The sequence below is a fragment of the Clostridioides sp. ZZV14-6387 genome (assembly GCF_020657835.1).
Lineage (GTDB): Bacteria > Bacillota > Clostridia > Peptostreptococcales > Peptostreptococcaceae > Clostridioides > Clostridioides difficile_A.
The window spans coordinates 19717-41661 of sequence record NZ_JAGWCW010000018.1 but is presented as its reverse complement, the minus strand read 5'-3'; the positions used below and the strand labels follow the sequence as shown (position 1 = coordinate 41661).

The window sequence follows — 21945 nt, the reverse complement described above, 5'->3', positions numbered from 1 at the left end:
TCTACTTCATTTCATAAACATTAGAAACATCATTTCGTGATAGTACATCTAGCTTCACATCTTGTCCAACTACTATATCATTTGATGCTAATACTCCTTTTGAAGTCTCATATGCCAATTCTGGAAAATTATTTTCTTTACTTAAGTGAGCTAATAATATAGATTCTGTACCTTCATTAATCAGCTCAACACAGAAATTAGCAGCATCTTCATTAGATAAATGTCCAGTGTTTGACATTACTCTTTTCTTTAAAGCATATGTATATGAACCCATCATAAGCATATTAGGGTCATAATTTGATTCTAATACTACTAACTTAGATTTATATAGATGTTTTTTTATATTTTGAGTTATACATCCTATATCAGTAGCTATAGATATCTTTTCATCACTCTCTGTATAGAAATTATATCCAACTGGGTCAGATGCATCATGTTCTATTGAAAAAGGTCTCACTATAATATCTCCTAGTGAATAAGTTTTATCATTTTCAAAAACTTTCATATTTTTATCTTTGACATCTCCTAACTTATCCTTCATAGAACACCATGTCTTTATATTGGCAAATATCGGTATATCAAACTTTCTTGATAATATACCTGCCCCTTTTATGTGGTCAACATGTTCATGTGTTATAAATATTCCTTTTAATTTATCTGCATCTACATCAATGTCTTTAAGACCTGTAGTTATTCTCTTTCCACTTAACCCTGCATCTACTAGTATATTAGTATTTTTATACCCTATATAATGGCAGTTTCCACTACTGCCACTTCCAACTGAACAATACTTTAGCATTCCTTCACCTCTTTTTCTGCCTTATAAATTATATTATACCAAAAAAACAGGAGTTGTCTCGAAATTGATTTTTTCCAATCAAATTTTAAGTTCAACTCCTATTTTAAATTTTCATGTTTTATTTTTGATACTTCATATTAACGAATAGGCAACATCATTTTAGTCAATAGTTCATTTGTTGGGCGATTTGGTGTATTTAAGTATTGATAATAAATTTCTCCAAGCATTTCATAGAGGCTACTCTGTACCCATGCAAACAATTCTTCTAATGTAGGGTCTTGCAAAATATAATCACCTTGGTCAATTGCAGTAACTATCTTTTGTGCAGGTATTTCTATACCCTGAATATCATCTACGCCTTCCATCTTAGTTGCAGTAGGAAAGCCTATTTCAATATTTAAGTTTTCTAAGTCCATATTGTGAAAGCAGACAATAGGTGCTCCTGCTACAAAAGTATTTTTACTTTTTATATAGTCCATGATTTTGGCATATCCTTCAGCAGAAAACTCTTGAAATTCAACCATGAAGTTAATTGTTTTCTTTATTACTAAAGCATAATATGCACTCTGTTCGACCACAGTAATATCTGTTATTCTTGACATTTCATTTCCTCCAATAAGTTTATTTTATATTTATAGTTAACATGATATCATCTAGCATATATTGTGGCTTGTCCTACAATGCTCTTTTCAAGCCCCAAAGTAATATTTATTAAATTGCATAAGCATATTTGAATACTATATACAATGTTTTCAATATGCAAACCATAAAGCAAGTTACTTTAAAAAGATATTATAAATTGCTAGGAATATTAACTCTATATTCTATAAGACATTATATATAAATAGTTTATTGTATAGCTATCTTTAATACGTTATAATTTTCCTAACATTCCAGTGCAGAGGATAGTTTACAATTAAAATCAAAGGAGGTAATTATGTATAGAGTAAGTCAGTTTTCTAAAATATCTGGTTTAACTGTAAAAGCTCTACGTTATTACGATAAAGAAGATATTTTAGAACCATCATTTAAAAATGAAGAAAATCAGTATAGATACTATGATGATGAAAAAAATTTGGGAATAGTACAAGTCATATAAACTCTGCTAAATAAAAAACTATTGTTGTAGCTATAAGGTAAATATGCACCCAAATAAAGTATAATGATATAATACTTATTTTGAAACAACAATTAGACATGATACTTTTCTTTTTTTAAGAACAATTCTCCTGTAGACTAGAGGTTCTTAAAAACCTCCATTTCTATTTTTCTGTTCTTTACATAAAAAAGGAAATGCTCCAAATTCTTATTTTGAAACATTCCCTATACAAAATTTACTTGTATTCACTTATAATCTTATTTATATCTACCCCTTTATTGCTCCATATCTCCACAAAAGCCCTTCCATTAGCATTTTTATGTTTATATTTATTATAGTATTCATTTAAAGTCTCAAAGAATACTTTATCACCAACTTCTTTTCTCACTTCATTAAACGCTATTGCACCTTTTGTATAAACATTCAAGCTATATTCAGTAGAATTTTTATACTCATTTGCTGGTTTAAATATATTCTCACTCAAATAACTCTTTGTCTGTATCTCCATAGTTTTTAGAAGTTTATTTGCCATCTCTTTACCATATTTTTGCTCAAAATACACTATTGTAGAATATTCAGTAAGTGCTTCATCTAACCAAGGTTCACTTATTTCATCATTTCCAACAGCAGAATACCACCATTGATGTGCTGTCTCATGGGCAATAACATATTCAAGTAGAAATTCATTTTTCTCATTATATAAGCTTTGGTCTATCATAACGAGCATAGGATATTCCATCCCACCTATAAAAAAGTCACTCGCTACGACAGAGTATTCTTTATATGGATATTTCCCAAATAATTCACTAAATATATCTATTGAATCTTTTGCCACTTCAGTTGCTTTTTTAGAAAGTTTTTTATTTAAATTGTATGTATTAATTGCTATTCCTTTTGAATCTACCTTAGTTACATCAAATTTACTACTTAATATAAATGCAAAATCCCTAACACTTTCAGCTTCTATTTCATATAGCATCTTTTTATTGTCATGTTTGTCATTAATAAGTTTTCCTGTGTGAGCAATCTTATACTTATTTGGAATTAATAGTTTCACATGAAAATCGCTAGTCTCACTATAGAATGGGTCACCAATTGTTTCATAACTCTTTAGATTCCAACCTCTTTCATCATTAACACAAACTATAGGAAACCAGTTAGTAACGTTTATAGTATTTTCCCCATATCCAAATCTTCCAACTGAATTTGGTATTTTTACATTATATTTTATATCTAATGATATTCTTTCATTCGGTTTTAATTCTTTCCCTAATTCTATTTCTAATATATCATTTTTATCCCCTTTAATCTTATACTCCATTTTACTATTCCTATTTAATATATTCTTTATATCTATGTACCCTTCATTAAACCCATTAGGATAAGCTTTTGTCATTTCCTCTTTTTCAAAAGGAGCAAACTCTTTTTTTGAAAAAGCATTTGGATATATATGAAAATATATTTTATCCATGTTTGATTTTGTATTATTTATGTACTCAACATTCTGATTACACATTAGCCTCTTCGTTTCATCATCAAATATAACATCCATATTATATTGATTTATCTTTGAATTAGTTTTTTCTTTATACGCTTCTAAACTGTCATCCTTTTCTATAAAGCAACCTATTATTAATACCATAAATAAAATTGCTACTGATAATGTTCTTCTTACTTTTTGGTTGAATTTTATAACCAAAATATCTCCTCCCTTTCAAAATGAATCTTTCTAGAAAATATTTACATGCTAATCTTGCGACCTTTTATTTGTTTACAGACAAATATAATATAAAAAATGATATAATTTAATCTGAGGTGATAAAATGTTTTTCAAAGAAAGCAATGAAATAGATTTAGGTGAAATCACTATTCCCAATATCTTTATAGATATATTTATGCCAATGGCGGACGGGTTATACGTAAAAGTTTATCTTTTAGGCTATAGACAAGCATGTGATATTACTTCTAATCCTAAGTTCGACAATAATTCAATAGCCAAAAACCTAAATATACCTTTGTCTGATGTGTTATCTGCTTGGAAATTTTGGGAGGAAAAGAAGATTATAAAAATACATGACAATGGAGAATATGATAATTTTAATTATTCAATAGAATTTTTAGATTTAAAAAATTTCTATATTGAGAATATATTAGGTAATAATTCATCTATAAAATCTAATACAGACCAAGTTGTATCTACTTCTGAAAATCCAAGTATTAGAAAAATGTTCAATTCCATAAATAAAATAGTTGGCCGCTATCTCGACCCAAGTGAAAAGATAAGTATCATGGATATAATGAATAAATACAATATGAGTCCTGATATGATACTTTGTGCTTATGAATATGTAAAAGATAAAACTGGTACATCAAAACCAGTTAAATACATTGAGGGTATTATCAGGAATTGGTATGATTCAAATTTATATACACCAAAAGATGTTGAAGATAGCTTTTTAGTTAGAAGTGAAAGATATATTTTATACAAAACTATTTTCAATGAATTAGGATTTTCAAGACAACCATCAAAGTCAGAAAAAGAACTTATGGACACTTGGTTTGATAAATTTGGTATGGATATGGACTTAATAATAAATGCTTGCTCTAAATCTAAAAATATTTCAAACCCAAGTATATCTTATATAAATGGTATAATTAAAAATTGGAATGAAAAAAATATAAAAAATTTAAATGATTTAAAGCAAAAAGAGGAAGAACGTATAGTTAAGGAGAATATTAATAAGAAGCAGATTAATACTACTCAAAACAACAATACTTACAAGAAAACTAAGTTTCATAATTTCAATGAGACATTCACTCAGTATACATCTGATGAACTCGATGAGATTATTAAAAAAAGTCAAAAAGAAAAGTTTAAGTAGGTGATTAAATGAATGAAGATAAAATAAGAAAAATACTTGCTAAATATGATAAGAGAAGAGATAATAGTGAACTCTTATTAGAACATAGAAAAAATGAGGTATATAATAGAATTCCTGAAATAAAATCTATAGATGATGAGATTTCTAAAATAGGCCTTAGTCTAGCTAAAATAGTACTTTTAAATCCTAAATCTAAAGATGAGATTGTAAATAAATCTAAAAATACTATAGAATCTTTAAAAGTAAAGAAGGAGGAACTTTTAGCTGAGAATAATATCCCTCTTGATTACTTAGAAATAAAGTTTCAATGTACTTCTTGTAAAGATAAAGGTTTTTTACCTAATGGGGAAAAATGCTCTTGCCTTAAACAAGAAATTGTAAATGAAGCTTATAAAATGTCTAATTTAGACAGGATTTTAAGTCAGGAAAATTTTTCGAATTTTAACTTGAATATATTTTCTCCTAAGAAAGGCTCTGATGGAGAAATATCTCCTAGAGAAAATATGCTAAATAATTTAAGTGTCTGCGAAAATTTTGTTCATGCTTTCAAGGAAGATAATGATGAAAATCTACTGTTTTATGGTTCTACTGGACTGGGAAAAACATATATGTGCAATTGTATTGCAAAGGAATTATTGGACAAAGGAAATGTTGTAATTTATCAAACTTCTTTTAGAATATTAGATATTCTCGAAGACTATAAATTTAGAAGAGACACAAATAATCCGATAAGTGAAGATAATTATAAAAACTTGTTTGATTGTGATTTATTAATAATAGATGACCTTGGTACTGAACTTAATAACTCTTTTACTAGTGGAGAAATCTTCAACATTGTAAACACAAGACTTGTTACTGGTAAAAAAATTATTATCTCAACCAACTTAACACCATCCCAAATAGGAAATACTTATACTCAAAGAACTCTTTCTAGAATTTTAGACAAATTTAGGATTTTAGAATTTACTGGTGATGATTTGAGATGGGAAAGATTTAAATAAAGTAGCCCTTAAAAAACATTTTTTTATTTTTAAATAGAGAGGTAAGACAAACTTGCTTCTCTGTTTAAAACTTATACTAAAGAAACTAATCTCTCTACTATAAGTACATTTCTAAAGTATCTTTAATACATCTAATTCTTTATATTACTTATAATTTATCAATATTGTAAGCTTAGCAGATTATATAATACTATTCTAAAAATACTCTAAATTTTAATCTTATAAATTATATCATTACAAATAACTTAATACTTTATTGTAATTAAATTTAATTTTTCAATCAAAAAAAGATACTTAAAAGTATCCTATAACGTAGAAAATTATATTAATTTGAATTTATGTACTTTGTGGAGCTGGTGATAGGAATCGAACCTACAACCTGCTGATTACAAGTCAGCTGCTCTACCGTTGAGCCACACCAGCATATAATCTAGTATTTATCTCTAATTCAAAAATGGTGGGACTAACAGGGCTCGAACCTGTGACCCCCTGCTTGTAAGGCAGGTGCTCTCCCAGCTGAGCTATAGTCCCATACTGGTGACTCGTAGGGGAATTGAACCCCTGTTACCGCCGTGAAAGGGCGGTGTCTTAACCTCTTGACCAACGAGCCATTTTGGTGATCTATCCGCGACTCGAACGCGGGACACCCTGATTAAAAGTCAGGTGCTCTACCGACTGAGCTAATAGACCACATTTTTTTCGACTTTTTTCGTCGTTTCTTTCACTCACAAGTTATATTATAACTGCTGTACAATTTTTAGTCAATAGTTTTTTTATTTTTTTTAGCATATAATTATAATCCTCTTGAACTACTTATTTTCAACAAGCATTTTGAATAAAATATGTAATTAGAATACAGAAATTCAACTTTAATCACACATAGAACATACATAAATAATTTTAACTGAATAAAGACTTAATACAAATCTAACACAAAAGAGTATCTCTAATAACTATAATCATTATCTTAAGATACTCTTTCCTTATTATTCACAATTTAAATTGTTTAATAAAATATTAAGCAAATATATTTTTTCTTATTATTGTTTGAGCTCTATTAGGCCCAACAGAAACCATGTCTACACTTACTCCGACCAACTCTTCTATTTTAGCTATATATTTCTTTGCATTTTCTGGAAGATTATCAAAATTATCTACTTGAGTTATATCTTCCTTCCATCCATCTAATTCTTCATATATAGGTTCACATTTTGCTAAGTCGTCTAATGATGCAGGGAAATCTGTTATTATTTTATCACCCATCTTATAAGATGTACAAACTTTTATCTTATCAAATCCAGTTAAAACATCTAGTAACATAAATGAGATACTAGTTAAACCATTAACCCTAGCTGCATACTTAACTATAACTGCATCAAACCATCCACATCTTCTGGGTCTACCAGTAGTTACTCCAAATTCATGACCTTGCTCTCTTATTTTGTCACCAGTTTCATTTATTTGTTCTGTAACAAATGGACCTTCTCCAACTCTTGTAGTATATGCTTTTACTATCCCAACAACATCTTTTATCATGTTTGGTCCTATACCTGCACCAATTGCAAATCCACCAGATGTTGGGTGAGAAGATGTAACAAATGGATATGTTCCTAAATCTAAATCTAATAAAGTACCTTGTGCTCCTTCAAATAATACTTTTTTACCTGCTCTCACTGCATCATATACAATAACTGATGTATCTGCAACGTATTTTCTTATTTGTTCTGCATATCCGATATATTCATTATATATTGTTTCAAAATCAAATAATTCTTCTTTTCCATATATATTCTTAACTATTTCATTTTTAGCATCTATCTGAGCTTTTAATTTTATAGCAAATTTTTCCTTGTCCATTAAATCACAGATTCTTATTCCAGATCTCTCTGTTTTATCCATATAGCAAGGTCCAATACCTTTTTTTGTTGTACCTATCTTTAAATCGCCTCTGGCTTCTTCTGACAATGCATCTAGTTCTTTATGATATGGGAATATGACATGGGCTCTATCGCTTATTTTTATATTTTCTGTATTTATATTATCCGCTTTAAACATTTCCAATTCTTCTAAAAATCCTTTAGGGTCAAATACTATACCATTTCCTATTATATTCACTGTTTTTGGATTTAATACTCCAGATGGAATTAAATGTAGTGCATACTTCTTACCTTCTACAACTAATGTATGTCCTGCATTATTTCCACCTTGTCCTCTTACTACTACATCTGCTTGAGTAGCAAGATAATCTATAACTTTACCTTTACCTTCATCTCCCCATTGAGAACCAACAATTGCAACTGTTTTCATGTAATTCACCTCTATATTTTATATACTCTCGAACGCTTTACTTATTTATTCTATCAAACATTCGTATTTTTTTCAACTTTTTTAGCGTTCTCCAATATTTAACAGATATTTTTCTATTTTTGAAAATTCATCTTTCTCTATGATTTCTTTTTCATAGTTTATAACTTTTTCCATAAATTTATCCACATCTAGAAGTTTTTCTAACTTACATATGTTAGTTATATTTCCAAAGTTTGTGTTAGTCATATTTATATAATATTGACTATCCACAATACTAGCATAGACAACAATTGATTCCTTTAGGTTATTATCAATTACTCTAAATAAGTTTATTTCATCAAGTACTTTAATTATATTGGGATATATACACGTTAAGCTTATTTTTTCCATATTATTCCTCCTAATAATTAATATTTATACACAGATAAAGCAAGCTAAAAGCTTGCTTTATCTACTTATTCACACTTATCAACAGGCCATCTGTGGATACTGTGGATAATTTTTTAGCTATATTTCAAGGTTTAGACATATTTAGTGACATGTATCCACATTTTTCCTGTAGAAAGAAAGGATGTTCTGTGGATATTCGTTAGATTATAGGTCTCTCAACTTATCCCCAAATCGTTGAACTTCACCAAGCCAAACTAGTTCTACAGAACCAGTTTCACCATGTCTATTTTTTGCTATTATTACTTCTCCTATATTTTTACTCTCAGAATCAGCATGATAATATTCATCCCTATATAAAAACATGACTATATCTGCATCCTGTTCTATTGCTCCAGATTCTCTTAAGTCAGATAACATTGGTCTATGGTCTGCTCTTTGTTCTGGTGCACGTGATAACTGAGATAATGCCACAACAGGACAGTTCAATTCTTTTGCTAGTATCTTTAGTGACCTTGATATTTTAGATATTTCTTGTTGTCTGCTTTCGTTATTACCTTCTCCTTCCATAAGTTGAAGATAATCAATAAGCACTAAATCTAGACCTTTTTCTATCTTTAACTTTCTACACTTTGACCTTAATTCTGATATTTTTATACCAGGTGTATCATCTATGTGTATTTTCGCATCTGACAACACTGCCATAGCATCTATAATTCTAGGCCAGTCATTATCATTAAGTGTTCCAGTCTTTATCTTTTTTAATTCTACACTAGACTGTGAAGATAACATACGTTGTACTAATTGTTCTTTAGACATCTCTAGACTAAACACAGCTACAGATGCATCACCTTTTAAGGCGGCATTTTGTACTAAGTTTAAAGAAAAAGCAGTTTTACCCATTGCTGGTCTGGCTGCAATTAATATTAAATCAGTCCTTTGAAGACCATTTATTTTTTTATTTAAATCTTTAAAACCAGTAGTTATGCCAGTTACATCACTCTTATTAGTGTATAATTTTTCTATCATATCATAGGCGTCCATCAAAACTAAGTTTATAGATTTAAAATCATCACTAGTTTTCTCCTGTGATATATCAAATATGCTCTTTTCAGCTTGTTCTAAAACATCTTCAATTTTAGTTGCTCCACTATATCCTAGATTTATTATTTCATTAGAAGCTTTTATAAGCTTTCTAAGCACAGACTTCTCTTTTACTATGTCAGCATAGTATTTTACATTTGAAGTCGTAGGTACTATAGTAGAAAGACTTGTAATATAACTGATTCCTCCAATATCATTAAGATGCCCTTGTTTTCTTAGTTCTTCTGTCAGTGTTATCAAGTCTATAGGCTCACCTTTATTACTTAAAGTTATCATACATTCATATATTATTTTGTGAGCCTCTTTATAGAAATCATTAGGCTTTATAGTTTCTGTAACTGTTATTATAGCATCTTTATCTAGAAGTATAGAACCCAATATTGATTGTTCTGATTCTACACTATGAGGAGGAATTCTCGTCATATCTTCCATCTTTATCACCTCTAGTTATTACTGTTTTTCTTTTACATCTACTCTTATTTTAGTAGTTACTTTTTGATGTATTTTTATTTCTACAAAAGTTGAACCTAGAGTTCTTATTGGTTCATCTAATAATATTTTTCTTTTATCTACATCTATATCTTTTTGTTTCTTTAATTGCTCAGCAATCTCTTTAGCAGTTATTGAACCAAAAAGTCTTCCACCTTCTCCTGCTTTTGAGTATATTTCTATATTGATTTCTTCCATTTGTTTCCCTAATAAAACAGCTTCTTCATATTCTTTTTTCGCTTTTATCTCTTTAGACTTATTCTTTTCATTTAACTCTTTTATTGCTACATTATCTGCTTGCACAGCCATCTTTTTAGGAAATAAGAAATTTCTTGCATATCCATCACTTACTTCTTTCATTTCCCCTTTTTTACCAGTTCCTTTTACATCTTTTAATAATATAACTTTCATCTATTCTTCCTCCTCCAAATACTCCTCTATTATTTTATTTACCATCTTATAAGCTTCTTTTAGAGAAACATCTTTTAACTGTGCTCCAGCTATATCTATATGTCCCCCGCCTCCTAATTTCTCCATAAGCACATGTACATTTATTTGTCCTAAAGACCTCGCACTTATAAATATCGTATCATCTTTTTCACCTAATACAAAGGAAGCCTCTACTTCTTTTATGTTTAATAACTCATCAGCAGTTTGAGCTATTATAACATTTATACTATCTATCTCTGTACTTGAATATGCTAAGCATATTCTATTGTTAATTATTTTAGTACTTTGAATTATTTCAGCTTTTATTATGAAATCTTTCACATCAGAATTGAAGAATTTTTTGACCTCAATAGTATCTGCTCCAACTTTTCTAAGATAAGAAGCAGCTTCAAAAGTCCTAACACCTGTTTTGAATGCAAAGTTTTTAGTATCTAGACTTATTCCTGCTAAAAGACCTTCAGCTGTTAGTTTATTTATTGTTACATCTTCATCCATATATTGAACTAATTCTGTAACCATTTCACAGGTTGAAGATACATATATCTCATGGAATAAAAGTACTGCATCATTTATAAATTCCACACCTCTTCTATGATGGTCTATTACCACTATCTTCTCTGATAGCTTTAATAGCTCTTCACATTCGGTATAATTAGGTCTATGAGTATCAACTACCACAACTAACGTGTTTTTAGTACAGTTGTCAATAGCATCTTCTTTTCCAATAAATAGTTTCTTATAATAATTATTTTCATTTATTTTATTTATAAATATTTCTATAGATTCATTTACCGATTGTAAAACTATATTTGCTGTTTTGTTACAGGATTTACATATGTCATAAACTCCAACTGCAGCTCCCATAGCATCCATATCTGGATATTTATGTCCCATTATATAAACTTGGTCACTTTGTTGTATAACCTCTCTTAAGGCATGACCTATCAATCTAGATTTTACTTTGGTTTTCTTTTCTACAGCTTTAGATTTTCCTCCATAAAACACAAATTTATCTTTTGTTTTTACAACAGCTTGGTCTCCACCTCTACCAAGTGCTAAATCAAGTGCACCTGTCGCAAGTTTTAGGTTCTCATTTAATGTATCTCCATCTATACCAATTCCTATACTTATAGTAACAGGAAGATTATTTCCATAATCAATATGTCTTATTGTATCTAAAATAGAGAACTTCTCAGTTTCTAATTTTTTTAACTCTTTTTTATGCATTACCAAGAAAAATTTATCTTTTGAAGTTCTTCTCAATGCACCATTGGAGTTTAATTCTAAAGCAGAAAGTATTTTTTCTACTTCAACATTAATTAAAGCTCTCTTGTCTTCTGCTGCACTTTTTAATACTTCATCATATCCATCTACTTGTATTAGCATCATTGCATTTTTTTCGTCATCATAATCTTGTTTTACTTTTAAATATTCTGTCTTATCTATCCAGTATAATATCATCAAATATTTAGGATTCTTTTCTTGATCATTTTTTATAACATTATAAATTATTGTATATTCTTTTTCTTTGTAGTTTATTTCTGTGTACATCTCTTTATTTTCATTCAATACTTTTCTTAAATTAAGATTTTTAACTATCTCTTCTATATTTTTATCAAGTAAATCTTTTTGACCAATCATATCATAAAACTTTCCATTATACCACGATATATTTCCATCAAACTCCAGGATACACAGTGGTATTGGAAGATTTATTATGGCTTTCTTGGTTGTTTCATCTATGTCTAAAGATAAATTTTGAATATACTCTGTCCATTCATGACGTCTAATATTAGTTGTTCTCCAATTGTGAAAAACCATATATACAAAAATACAGAAAAATAAACACCCTACATACAAGTTGTAATAAAGCAAAATTATACTAGAAATACCAATAACAATTATATATAAATTTATTTCTGGCATATTTAATTTAAAGGTTTGTTTATTACTCATTTCTATCCTCCTAAGTGGATTTATAACTTCTCACCTTTCTAAAGTCAATTATACTATCTACCATACCAACAAAAGATATTCCCATAAATCCAAATAAACATAAAATTATCCCTGAAAGAAACATAATTTTATTTGGTCCCTGTCTTATCCATTTCTTTAAAAAATAAATACAAACTGCTATACCTTGAATTACAAACATTAAATTAAAAACTAGCTGTAAATTAGTCATTATTAATTCTGTATATAGTTTTGAACCAATAATTTGAATAAATAAGACTAACAAATAAAGTAAGAAAGTTGTGAGTATAGCATTTCCTGGTAAATAAAAATCTGCAAATTTAGGAAATCTTATATCCATCTTTGTAATTCTTTTGATAAAAAATACACTTAAATAATATGTTACAAATGCTGATAATAACCCTTGTAAAAATAGCATCATTGGTAACATGTTTGTAAAATAGCTTACAATCTCATCTGGCTTCATCTTATCAAATATTTTAAGTTCAGTTGCTGAAAAACTATTCTTTTGGATGTTTACAATTTCTGCTATCATCTTAGAAACTTCATCTAATAAATTTACATTTAAAAATGTTTTTAATACAAAGAAATATACAAGCATTGAAAGTACAAATATTATTGTTCCACCATATATGGGTTCAAATTTATTGCTATCTTCTTGTTCAAAACTTCTCTTTAACATCTTTCCTATTGCTATACCTGGTAAAGAATACATTATACATATATTTAATGCATAAGAAATGTCTGCAAATAGAATTAGTACGCAAAATGTAATCAAAATAGATATAAAAGAATACCTTCTATCAGTAATAGCACCTATAATTACATATGGAACAGCTGCTAATATACTAAACATTCCTAGCATTGGAATATAGGCTATTACTAAAGCGATTATTATAGCTAAAACTATTATATGCATTGCTTTAGATAGTCTAATTTTATTATTCAATTTAATATCACTCCCTATTATCCATATGTTTTTTTAAATTAGATAAATCTCCATACCATCTTTCAACACTATGCTCTTCATCTATACCAATTTTTATTTTTTCTTTGACTTTATAATCCACATCTCTAAAACTAATTCCTAATCTCTTTGCTAAGAGATATGTTATCATTATTATATTTGCTAGAGTATCTTGAATTGCTTCATCTAAAGGTTTTACCCCTTTAAATAATAAGTTAAACAAATCACTTACACTCATTAATATTTCTGTTTTCATCCATTCTATTATCTTTATGTTTCTCGTTATTTCAGAACCTTTATCTATTTTCACGTTTACAACCCTCCTTAATATATAATATTATATCATAAATAATAATATATTTAAGTATATAAACAAAAAAACGAGCTTTATAGCTCGCTTCATTTAGATATATAAATACCTATAATAAAAAATGAGCACAAGGCTCATTTTTTTAGTCTAATGTATATGGTAAAAGTGCTATATTTCTCGCTCTTTTTATAGCAACTGTTAATTCTCTTTGATGCTTAGCACAAGTTCCAGATATTCTTCTTGGTAATATCTTTCCTCTTTCAGTTATATACTTTTGTAATCTTTGAGTACTTTTGTAATCTATTTTAGCGTTTTTGTCAGCACAGAATTGACAAACTCTTTTTTTCTTACGTCTTTTTTTATTCATCATGACTTTTTTCCCTCCTTTTTAAAATGGTATATCGTCATCATCTATAGCTTGGAAACCTTGTGGGTCTAGACCTTGAGGTTCAAAGCTTGGCTCAAAAGCTGGAGCACTTTCTCTATATGAATTTTCCGATTTATTCTTACTATCCAAAGCTTGTACTGATCTAGTACTTACTTTTGTAAAAGTTCTCTTTTCACCTGATTGTGTCTGATAATTGTCTACTCTTATAGATCCTTGCAATGCAACTAATCTACCTTTAGTTATGTAGTTAGCACAAAATTCAGCAGATTTACCCATTACTTCAACAGGTATAAAATCAGTTTCTTTAGATCCATCTTTTTTTACATAGTCTCTATCAATGGCTATTGTAAAGGATGCCACTGGTGTTCCTGTACCTGGGATGTATCTTAATTCAGGGTCTTTAGTTAATCTTCCCACTAATACAACTTGATTCATAAAAACACCACCTATTTTTTATAATAAAACCAGTTATTAAGCAACAACTATCATGTGTCTTATTACGTTTTCATTTATCTTTAAGTTTCTGTCTATCTCTTTAGGAACGTCTACTGCTGATTTAAAGTTAACTAATACGTAAAAACCTTCTGTAAACTTAGCTATTGGATAAGCTAATTTTTTAGTTCCCCAAGTATCAACTTTAACTATTTCTCCGTCAGTTGCAACAACTTCCTTAACTTTGTTTAGTATAGCCTCTCTTACTTCTTCATCAGAGTTTGGCTTTACCACATAAACTAATTCATAATTTCTCACTATAATTCACCTCCCTTTGGACTTAACGGCTCTACACTCTTAGAGCAGAGAAATGAGACTAAAATCTCATACCTACACATTTTATCATTTATTCTCATTTATGTCAATTTAAATTTTGGACAAAGTTTAATATAAGGCAAATTATATATTCTTAAATTAACAAGGGATGGCAATAGCCATCCCCTATAATATATCTATATAAGTTATTATTTTTAATTAAGCTTCAACACCCATAGCTTCTTTTAAAACTGATGCTATATTTTTTATACCTTCTATTATTTTTTCTTCTGGCATATTTGAATAGTTAAGTCTGAAAGTATTTTCTCTACCACCATTAGGGAAGAATCCTCCTCCAGCAACATAAGCAACATTCTTTTCTAAGCATTTTGGCATTAATTCTTTAGCATTTAAATTACTTGGAAGCTCTACCCATGTAAATAATCCACCTTCTGGATGAGTAAATACTAATCCTTCTGGGAATTCTTCTTCCATAGTCTTAAGCATTACATCTCTACGTTTAATATAAACTGCTTTAATTTTTTCAACGTGTGCATCTAAGTCATACATATCCATGAATTTACTTACTTCCATTTGAGATATAGTTGATGCTTGTAAGTCTGCACCTTGTTTTGCAAAGTTAAATTTAGATAATATTTCTGGAGAAGCACAAGTCCATCCTAATCTGTATCCTGGGCAGAATATTTTAGAGAAAGTTCCTAAGAATATTACTAATCCTTTTGTATCCATTGATTTTAAAGATGGTAAAGATTCTCCTTCAAATCTTAAATCTCCATATGGATTATCTTCTATTACTGGTATTTCAAATTTGTTTACTATTTCCATGAATTTTTTACGTCTTTCAAGTGGCCAAGTTCTTCCTGTTGGATTTTGGAAGTCAGGAATTACGTAAATCATTTTTATTCTATCAGTTGTTTCTAGTATTTTTTCTAATTCTTCCATTATCATTCCATCAGAATCAGTTGGAACGTCTATGAATTTAGGTTGATAAGATTTAAATGCATTTATAGCTCCTATGTAAGATGGGCTTTCACATAAAATTACATCACCTTCATCAATAAATACTTTTCCTGCAAAATCTAGACCTTGTTGAGAACCACTTGTAACTAATATATCGTCTTTGTCTACATTAGTTTGATTTTTCTCATTCATTCTAGCTGCTATTTTCTCTCTTAATGGTTCATATCCTTCTGTTGTAGTATATTGCATAGCTGATCTTCCATTTTCTTCAAGCACTGCAACTGATACTTTTTTCATTTCTTCAACTGGAAATAATTCTGGAGCAGGCATTCCACCAGCAAAAGATATTATTTGTGGTTGTTGAGTAAGTTTTAAAAGCTCACGTATTTCAGATCCTTGTAAACCTTCCATTCTTCTTGCATATTTAATTGCCATAATTAAAGCACCCCCATGAAAATGTTTTCTTCATTTTCTATTATACCAAAATTTCGGATATTAATATACGGTATTTGACATTTTTTAAATGTTAATTTTATATCATTCTTTTATTAGCTTTTTTACTCTCTTTTCTAAGGTCTCTCTATCAAGCATTATTAACCTTGAACATTTGGTACATTTTATCTTTATATCCATTCCAGTTCTTATAATTTCGAATTCTTTACATCCACATGCGTGTTGTTTTTTTAATTCGACAATGTCTCCTATTTTTAAATCCATTGGCATAAATAATTAGCCTCCTAATCTAGCTTCTCTGCTTCTTTCGAACCATCTTCTAATTTACTTATACAATAAATTCCTTTTATATCTACATTATTTTCAGTTAAAATTGTTTTTATATTTTCCATGTCTTCAAAAGAAAATTTAATTGATATCCCACAACTTGCTGTTATTTCTCTTGGTGTTGGAAGAGCCATTACCTTTAGACCATTTTCACCAAATAACTTTTCTGATCTTATTGCATGATGTGTCGAATTAAATGACACTATATACATCTGATTCATTGCTTAATCCTTTCTGACTATCTGTTTTTCTTTAAATTAATCATTATTATTAGTTTTTATATTATTAAACAAACGTACATTATATAGAAATAGTATTTGATGCATTCTTTAATGTTTCAACTATAGTATACATATTTGTAACTGAACCTACTTGTAGTTTGTCTTTTAAATTGTAGTAGTCTAAACAAGTACCACAAGATAAGACTTCTACGCCTTCATTTTCAAGTATTTTTAAATTTTCTATAGTTTCTTCATTTTCAGCACTTAGTGTTACTCCTCCATTAACTAAAAGTACATATTTAGGATAAGGCTTAGATTCAGTTAAAGTATATATAAATCCTTTTATTAATACTTTCCCTAATTCATCATTTCCAAGCCCCATTTTGTCTGAAGATATAAATATACATGTATCTTCTAGTTTACATTCTTCCTTGTCTACAATATCTTGTTTATCTAAGATATTTTGACCTTTTATAATTTCTATAGATATAAAATTTTCTTTTTCGTCAACAATACTTGCCTCACAATTTAAAGATTTAGCAAGTTTTAATACATTTTCTTTAGCTGTTTCATTGTCAACTGTTGTAACTACAATACCTTCTTCTATTTTATCTAATTCCTTTTTTGTATTTATAACTGGTTTAGGACAAGCAAGTCCTCTAGCATCTATTTTTATACTCATTGTTTGATTCATCTCCTTAAAAATATTCATACAATTTATATTTTATCATAGATGTTATCTTGCTTGTTATAGATTGTTTCTATAACCTTATAGGTTTATTTTTCTTACATTATTTCTAGATTTTTATACATAAATACACCTTTTTGATAATATTCTAACTCTTTTTCTTTTGAGATACTTGAATATAATTGACCTAAGTCTATATATAAATTAGCCAATATTCTACTATTTCCTAGGTCTGATACTATTTTTATACATTTGATTAAATACTCAATTGCAAGGGTAATCTCATTTTGATTCTTATACATATTAGAGTAGAATTTTAATGCTCTATATTCATTGAACTTATTTTTATTTTTTATTGATGAAGCTAAGGCTATCTTACAATATTTTCTAGCTAAATCATAATCTTCTTTATCTATATATGCTTCTATTATCTTGAATAATCCTGACATCATATATTCATCTTCATCATTTTTCTTTATGTCATATACCTTTTGTGAATATTCAAGTACTCTATCTGTTTCACCTATTTTTCTGTAAACATCACAAATTGTTAAATATACATTTGCTAATCCAGTTTTATTATCTTCATTTTCAAGTATCTTTAATGCTTTTTTAAAATAATCTTTTGATTCCTCATATTTTCCTATCTCAAGCATGTTATTTGCTTTTAACACCAAAATATCGACATCTTCTTTTCTATCATTTCTATTGTCTATTTCATTTATCTTATCTATGTACTTCAATGACATATTTGGATTATCTAATTTTATGTAACAATATGCCATTTTACTATATAGTTCCTTGTATATATTAACATCCTCAAATTTACTCTCTGACAAAATTTCTTCTGCAAAATTAAAGTGGCTTATAGCACCTTTATAAAAGTCTTCTTGCATGTATATCTTTCCTATATTTAAATAGCACTTAAGTATATTTTCACTATCACTATTTTTTATAAAGAAGTATAATGCCTTTTCAAAGTTTTCTATAGCATCATTATAATCAGATTTTTTTAGGTTAATATTAGCCATTAAAAAATTACATCTGCCATAGTTCTCCATTAAATCGTATCTCTTACATATATTTAAAACTTCTTTTATTTGGTCCTCAGCCTTGTTTAACTCATTTTCTTTTATGTAGATTTCGCTCTGTAGTATTAAATTATCAGTTATCTTTTTTGACTGCATTTCTTTGGTTTCTAATAAATACTCTACACTTACATCTAACTTATCGCCTAGATATTCCAACAGTTCATAACTAGTATGAGATTTATCTCTCTCTATATGGCTTATTTGTGCTGCTGTTATCCTATCTCCAGCTAATTCTTTTAATGTCATGTTTTTTTCTTTTCTTAATTTTTTAATCTTTTCTCCTAAGCTCAAAATTTCCATACTATTCCCACCTTTTGAAGACATTTTTTTATAATATAATTATAACTTATATTTATTTTAAAAACACTACTTTTATTTTACAATATTTTCTGTGTACATTAAATGATTTCCCATAAAAATGACTAAAATTTAGTTTATTTTGGATTTAATTAATTTAAATAAATCATTTTTTAAATTTGTTACTATTTTGTATTCATATATTTGCTCATAACGACTATAATTATATATAAGAATAGTTTTTATGAGAGGAGAAATTTTTATGAAAAATAAGAAAATAATGTTAGTGTTAAGTATATTATCTATATCTATATTCGCAATTGGTTGTACTAATGCTCAAGTTGGGAATGATACACCTAAAAAAGAAACTAAGAGTAATACAAATGTTGAGCAACCAAAAGAAGAAAATAATGCCGAGAAAGAGGTTCCTAATAAAAAAGCTACTTCTACTCCAAAAGAGGAAAATAAAACTCAATCAGCTATTATTTACTCTTTCGATGTAGACCAGACAGATTTAATAGAAAACAAAGTTGACCTAAGCAAAGTTGATGAAAATACTTTATTTGAGGAGCTTCAAAAACTTAAAGTTGTTCCAGAATCTGCAAAATTAAACTCATTTACTACAAAAGACATTGATGGTGTAAAAACTGGTATATTAGATGTTAATTCTGATTTTACAAAGTCAAACTTAGGTAGTGATGCAGAAACTTTAATGCTTGATTCAGTTGCTCGTACTTACATAAAAAATATGAATGTTGAACAAATAAAACTTACTGTTGATGGTGCTAATTATGAAAGTGGCCATATAGTTCTTGAAGAAGGAGATTACTTAAAGTAATTTTTTAGGACACACTTTAAGATACATTTAAGGCATACTAAAATAGTGTAGATTATATAATCTACACTATTTTTTATATTCTTTAATTCTATAATACTTAATATTACTTATTATTTTTTGAAATTTTCTTTAAAGCTTCTACTGCTTTATCTATTTCATCTTTTGTATTGAAATATCCTATGCTAAATCTTACTGCACCTTGTTTTAAAGTGCCTAAAGTGGTATGTGCTAGTGGAGAACAATGTATTCCTGATCTAGTTGCTATATTATAATCACTGTCTAGTAAAAAAGTAACCTCTCCAGAATCCATGTTTCCTATATTTATAGCTATTACAGACGCTCTTTTTTTACTATCTTTTGGTCCATATATCTTTATATCTGGCACTTCCTCTAACTTGTCTATCATATATTGACATAATTCTTCTTCATGTTGTCTTATATTGTTGATTCCTCTTTCAAATATAAATAATACACCTTGGTTAAGACCTGCTATACCTGGAGTATTATGAGTCCCTGACTCATATTTATCTGGGAACAATTCTGGTTGAACCATTTCTTCTGACTTACTTCCTGTTCCACCTTCTTTTAATATATTTAGATTTAAACCATCTCTTACGTATAGTATACCTGTTCCTTGAGGTCCAAATAAGCATTTATGACCTGGCATTGCCAACATGTCTATATTAAATTCATTTACATCTATATCATAGACACCTGCTGTTTGTGATGCATCTACTAAAAATAATATATTATGTTTTTTAGCTATTTCTCCAACCTTCTTTATATCTATTAAAGTACCACATACATTAGATGCATGTGTCGTTACAATCAATTTAGTGTTTCCCTTTATTGACTTCTCTAATTCTTCATAATCTAGAAAGCCTTCATAATCGCATTTTACTACAGTATTTTCAATACCTCTTTTTTCCAATGCTTTTATAGGTCTTATTACTGAATTATGCTCCATAGATGTTGTTATTACATGGTCACCATCCTGTAATACACCTTTTATTGCTAGATTTAAAGAATCTGTAGCATTAGATGTAAATACTATATTCATAGGATTGCTCACATTAAATAACTTAGCTATATTCTCTCTTGTATCATATATTTCCCTAGCAGCTCTCATAGCAAGCTTATGTCCAGCTCTACCTGGATTTGCACAGTAGTTCTTCATACAATCTAAAACAGCATCATACACTCTTTCTGGTTTTGGATATGTAGTTGCAGCATTATCTAAATAAATCATAACAATCTTCCTCTCCGTTTTATAGTTTTGTTTTATTCAAGAAGCATTGATACAATACTGTTTAAATCATCATCATTGTAGTATTCTATCTCTATTTTACCTTTTTTCTTTCCTTTAGAAATATTTACCTTCGTCCCAAATATATTTCTAAGTTTATCTTCTACATCTAAGATAAATACATCCTTAGGCTTAGATTTTTTTGGTACTTCTTCTTTGTTTTCAGATATTTTTTTAGCTATATTTTCGACTTCTCTTACAGAAAGCTCTTCTTCTTCTACTTTTTTTGCTATTTGTAGCTGTAAATCCTTATCTACAATTCTCAACAACGCCTTACCATGCCCTGCTGTAATTCTACCACTATCTATCATATCTATAACATCTTGTCCAAGATTTAAAAGTCTTAGAGTATTAGTTATATGAGGTCTGCTTTTACCAACAGCTTCTGATATTTCCTCTTGAGTTACATTATAATGTTCTATTAAGCTTTTATATGCTAGGGCCTCTTCTATTGAGTTTAAATCTTCTCTCTGTAAATTTTCAATTAAAGCTATCTCCATTATGTCTTTCATATCTATATCTTTAATTATAGCAGGTATTTGACTTTTATTTGCAAGTTTTGATGCTCTAAATCTTCTTTCTCCCGCTATTATCATGTATTTGTCATTTTCATCCATCTTAACTACTATTGGTTGTAATACGCCATAATTTTTTATAGAATCAGATAATACTTTTATTTTTTCTTCATCAAACTGTTTTCTAGGCTGAACTTCGTTTGGATATATTTTGTCTATATCGATGTTGATTATCTCTTTTTCTGAAGTTTCTCCTTTAATTTCTGGTATCAATGCACTAAGACCTCTACCCAATCTGTTACTTCTTTTAGACTTATTCTCCAT

The 21945-nt window shown here is 28.5% G+C and carries 24 protein-coding genes and 4 tRNA genes; 4 read left to right on the top strand and 24 right to left on the bottom strand.

Annotated features, from left to right (window positions below; genetic code table 11):
- Window position 1: 1 nt before the first annotated feature.
- Together KGF38_RS12595 and KGF38_RS12590 are read right to left on the bottom strand one after the other, a co-directional pair.
- Window positions 2–799, bottom strand: coding sequence for an MBL fold metallo-hydrolase (locus KGF38_RS12595; protein ID WP_021386601.1), 798 nt, complete (start codon window positions 797–799; stop codon window positions 2–4).
- Window positions 800–936: 137 nt separating this feature from the next.
- Window positions 937–1401 carry a GyrI-like domain-containing protein gene (locus tag KGF38_RS12590; protein WP_223153264.1) on the bottom strand — a complete coding sequence of 155 codons (465 nt, stop codon included), beginning with the start codon at window positions 1399–1401 and terminating at the stop codon, window positions 937–939.
- A 335-nt stretch (window positions 1402–1736) separates the two neighbouring features.
- Between KGF38_RS12590 and KGF38_RS12585 the strand changes: the two genes are divergently transcribed.
- Window positions 1737–1898: a MerR family transcriptional regulator gene (locus KGF38_RS12585; protein ID WP_079739825.1), complete on the top strand. Its 162-nt coding sequence runs from the start codon at window positions 1737–1739 to the stop codon at window positions 1896–1898.
- A 235-nt stretch (window positions 1899–2133) separates the two neighbouring features.
- Here the strand turns inward: KGF38_RS12585 and KGF38_RS12580 are convergent, their stop codons facing one another.
- Complete coding sequence (locus tag KGF38_RS12580) at window positions 2134–3597, bottom strand: M1 family metallopeptidase (RefSeq protein WP_054272070.1); 1464 nt, start codon at window positions 3595–3597, stop codon at window positions 2134–2136.
- 124 nt (window positions 3598–3721) lie between these two features.
- Between KGF38_RS12580 and KGF38_RS12575 the strand changes: the two genes are divergently transcribed.
- Both KGF38_RS12575 and KGF38_RS12570 read left to right on the top strand, forming a co-directional pair.
- Window positions 3722–4780: a DnaD domain protein gene (locus tag KGF38_RS12575; protein WP_054272071.1), complete on the top strand. Its 1059-nt coding sequence runs from the start codon at window positions 3722–3724 to the stop codon at window positions 4778–4780.
- Between the two features lie 8 nt (window positions 4781–4788).
- Entirely contained in the window at window positions 4789–5781 is a 993-nt protein-coding gene (locus tag KGF38_RS12570) for an ATP-binding protein (protein WP_167640163.1), read from the top strand.
- 348 nt (window positions 5782–6129) lie between these two features.
- Here the strand turns inward: KGF38_RS12570 and KGF38_RS12565 are convergent.
- The 19 genes from KGF38_RS12565 to rstA form a co-directional block, all read right to left on the bottom strand.
- Window positions 6130–6204, bottom strand: a tRNA-Thr gene (locus KGF38_RS12565).
- 32 nt (window positions 6205–6236) lie between these two features.
- A tRNA-Val gene (locus KGF38_RS12560) sits at window positions 6237–6312 on the bottom strand.
- 4 nt (window positions 6313–6316) lie between these two features.
- Window positions 6317–6391: transfer RNA gene (locus KGF38_RS12555), tRNA-Glu, on the bottom strand.
- Window positions 6392–6395: 4 nt separating this feature from the next.
- Window positions 6396–6471: transfer RNA gene (locus KGF38_RS12550), tRNA-Lys, on the bottom strand.
- Window positions 6472–6798: 327 nt separating this feature from the next.
- Window positions 6799–8088, bottom strand: a complete 1290-nt coding sequence (locus KGF38_RS12545) for an adenylosuccinate synthase (protein WP_054272073.1) — start codon at window positions 8086–8088, stop codon at window positions 6799–6801.
- A gap of 81 nt (window positions 8089–8169) precedes the next feature.
- On the bottom strand, window positions 8170–8478 hold the full coding sequence (locus KGF38_RS12540; protein WP_054272074.1) for a hypothetical protein: 309 nt from the start codon (window positions 8476–8478) through the stop codon (window positions 8170–8172).
- Window positions 8479–8682: 204 nt separating this feature from the next.
- Window positions 8683–10011: a replicative DNA helicase gene (gene dnaB / locus KGF38_RS12535; protein ID WP_054272075.1), complete on the bottom strand. Its 1329-nt coding sequence runs from the start codon at window positions 10009–10011 to the stop codon at window positions 8683–8685.
- Between the two features lie 18 nt (window positions 10012–10029).
- Window positions 10030–10479, bottom strand: coding sequence for a 50S ribosomal protein L9 (gene rplI / locus KGF38_RS12530; protein ID WP_054272076.1), 450 nt, complete (start codon window positions 10477–10479; stop codon window positions 10030–10032).
- Entirely contained in the window at window positions 10480–12474 is a 1995-nt protein-coding gene (locus KGF38_RS12525) for a DHH family phosphoesterase (protein WP_054272077.1), read from the bottom strand.
- A 10-nt stretch (window positions 12475–12484) separates the two neighbouring features.
- On the bottom strand, window positions 12485–13441 hold the full coding sequence (locus KGF38_RS12520; RefSeq protein WP_054272078.1) for a YybS family protein: 957 nt from the start codon (window positions 13439–13441) through the stop codon (window positions 12485–12487).
- 7 nt (window positions 13442–13448) lie between these two features.
- Window positions 13449–13769 carry a MazG-like family protein gene (locus KGF38_RS12515; RefSeq protein ID WP_054272079.1) on the bottom strand — a complete coding sequence of 107 codons (321 nt, stop codon included), beginning with the start codon at window positions 13767–13769 and terminating at the stop codon, window positions 13449–13451.
- A 142-nt stretch (window positions 13770–13911) separates the two neighbouring features.
- The gene (gene rpsR, locus KGF38_RS12510; protein ID WP_003420527.1) at window positions 13912–14139 is read right to left on the bottom strand and encodes a 30S ribosomal protein S18; all 228 of its coding nucleotides are present in this window, start codon (window positions 14137–14139) and stop codon (window positions 13912–13914) included.
- Between the two features lie 18 nt (window positions 14140–14157).
- Entirely contained in the window at window positions 14158–14592 is a 435-nt protein-coding gene (locus KGF38_RS12505; RefSeq protein WP_021386628.1) for a single-stranded DNA-binding protein, read from the bottom strand.
- Between the two features lie 36 nt (window positions 14593–14628).
- The gene (gene rpsF, locus KGF38_RS12500; protein WP_003420522.1) at window positions 14629–14907 is read right to left on the bottom strand and encodes a 30S ribosomal protein S6; all 279 of its coding nucleotides are present in this window, start codon (window positions 14905–14907) and stop codon (window positions 14629–14631) included.
- Between the two features lie 216 nt (window positions 14908–15123).
- Window positions 15124–16320, bottom strand: coding sequence for a PLP-dependent aminotransferase family protein (locus KGF38_RS12495; protein ID WP_054272080.1), 1197 nt, complete (start codon window positions 16318–16320; stop codon window positions 15124–15126).
- 102 nt (window positions 16321–16422) lie between these two features.
- Window positions 16423–16608 (bottom strand): DUF951 domain-containing protein, encoded by a 186-nt coding sequence (locus tag KGF38_RS12490; protein ID WP_021386561.1) that lies wholly within the window; start codon window positions 16606–16608, stop codon window positions 16423–16425.
- A 14-nt stretch (window positions 16609–16622) separates the two neighbouring features.
- A complete protein-coding gene (locus tag KGF38_RS12485) occupies window positions 16623–16886 on the bottom strand; it encodes a DUF3343 domain-containing protein (protein ID WP_054272081.1) in 264 nt (87 codons plus the stop codon).
- A 79-nt stretch (window positions 16887–16965) separates the two neighbouring features.
- Window positions 16966–17568: a sulfurtransferase-like selenium metabolism protein YedF gene (gene yedF, locus KGF38_RS12480; RefSeq protein ID WP_054272082.1), complete on the bottom strand. Its 603-nt coding sequence runs from the start codon at window positions 17566–17568 to the stop codon at window positions 16966–16968.
- Between the two features lie 104 nt (window positions 17569–17672).
- Window positions 17673–18965, bottom strand: a complete 1293-nt coding sequence (gene rstA / locus KGF38_RS12475; RefSeq protein WP_054272083.1) for a toxin production/motility transcriptional repressor RstA — start codon at window positions 18963–18965, stop codon at window positions 17673–17675.
- Window positions 18966–19224: 259 nt separating this feature from the next.
- On the opposite strand from rstA, the gene KGF38_RS12470 reads away from it, so the two are divergent.
- The gene (locus KGF38_RS12470) at window positions 19225–19800 is read left to right on the top strand and encodes a GerMN domain-containing protein (protein WP_054272084.1); all 576 of its coding nucleotides are present in this window, start codon (window positions 19225–19227) and stop codon (window positions 19798–19800) included.
- 103 nt (window positions 19801–19903) lie between these two features.
- Here KGF38_RS12470 and KGF38_RS12465 read toward each other — a convergent pair whose 3' ends face one another.
- Complete coding sequence (locus tag KGF38_RS12465) at window positions 19904–21049, bottom strand: aminotransferase class V-fold PLP-dependent enzyme (protein ID WP_054272085.1); 1146 nt, start codon at window positions 21047–21049, stop codon at window positions 19904–19906.
- Between the two features lie 32 nt (window positions 21050–21081).
- Entirely contained in the window at window positions 21082–21945 is an 864-nt protein-coding gene (locus KGF38_RS12460; protein WP_054272086.1) for a ParB/RepB/Spo0J family partition protein, read from the bottom strand.

Excerpts from the sequence above, each read along its gene's own strand:
- KGF38_RS12595 (WP_021386601.1), bottom strand. The coding sequence starts at position 799 with ATGCTAAAGTATTGTTCAGTTGGAAGTGGCAGTAGTGGAAACTGCCAT.
- KGF38_RS12570 (WP_167640163.1), top strand. The coding sequence starts at position 4,789 with ATGAATGAAGATAAAATAAGAAAAATACTTGCTAAATATGATAAGAGA.
- KGF38_RS12470 (WP_054272084.1), top strand. The coding sequence starts at position 19,225 with ATGAAAAATAAGAAAATAATGTTAGTGTTAAGTATATTATCTATATCT.
- KGF38_RS12545 (WP_054272073.1), bottom strand. The coding sequence starts at position 8,088 with ATGAAAACAGTTGCAATTGTTGGTTCTCAATGGGGAGATGAAGGTAAA.
- KGF38_RS12460 (WP_054272086.1), bottom strand. The coding sequence starts at position 21,945 with ATGGAGAATAAGTCTAAAAGAAGTAACAGATTGGGTAGAGGTCTTAGT.
- dnaB (WP_054272075.1), bottom strand. The coding sequence starts at position 10,011 with ATGGAAGATATGACGAGAATTCCTCCTCATAGTGTAGAATCAGAACAA.
- KGF38_RS12505 (WP_021386628.1), bottom strand. The coding sequence starts at position 14,592 with ATGAATCAAGTTGTATTAGTGGGAAGATTAACTAAAGACCCTGAATTA.
- KGF38_RS12465 (WP_054272085.1), bottom strand. The coding sequence starts at position 21,049 with ATGATTTATTTAGATAATGCTGCAACTACATATCCAAAACCAGAAAGA.
- yedF (WP_054272082.1), bottom strand. The coding sequence starts at position 17,568 with ATGAGTATAAAAATAGATGCTAGAGGACTTGCTTGTCCTAAACCAGTT.
- KGF38_RS12585 (WP_079739825.1), top strand. The coding sequence starts at position 1,737 with ATGTATAGAGTAAGTCAGTTTTCTAAAATATCTGGTTTAACTGTAAAA.
- KGF38_RS12575 (WP_054272071.1), top strand. The coding sequence starts at position 3,722 with ATGTTTTTCAAAGAAAGCAATGAAATAGATTTAGGTGAAATCACTATT.
- KGF38_RS12490 (WP_021386561.1), bottom strand. The coding sequence starts at position 16,608 with ATGCCAATGGATTTAAAAATAGGAGACATTGTCGAATTAAAAAAACAA.
- rpsR (WP_003420527.1), bottom strand. The coding sequence starts at position 14,139 with ATGATGAATAAAAAAAGACGTAAGAAAAAAAGAGTTTGTCAATTCTGT.
- KGF38_RS12590 (WP_223153264.1), bottom strand. The coding sequence starts at position 1,401 with ATGTCAAGAATAACAGATATTACTGTGGTCGAACAGAGTGCATATTAT.
- KGF38_RS12525 (WP_054272077.1), bottom strand. The coding sequence starts at position 12,474 with ATGAGTAATAAACAAACCTTTAAATTAAATATGCCAGAAATAAATTTA.
- rplI (WP_054272076.1), bottom strand. The coding sequence starts at position 10,479 with ATGAAAGTTATATTATTAAAAGATGTAAAAGGAACTGGTAAAAAAGGG.
- rstA (WP_054272083.1), bottom strand. The coding sequence starts at position 18,965 with ATGGAAATTTTGAGCTTAGGAGAAAAGATTAAAAAATTAAGAAAAGAA.
- KGF38_RS12495 (WP_054272080.1), bottom strand. The coding sequence starts at position 16,320 with ATGGCAATTAAATATGCAAGAAGAATGGAAGGTTTACAAGGATCTGAA.
- KGF38_RS12485 (WP_054272081.1), bottom strand. The coding sequence starts at position 16,886 with ATGAATCAGATGTATATAGTGTCATTTAATTCGACACATCATGCAATA.
- KGF38_RS12540 (WP_054272074.1), bottom strand. The coding sequence starts at position 8,478 with ATGGAAAAAATAAGCTTAACGTGTATATATCCCAATATAATTAAAGTA.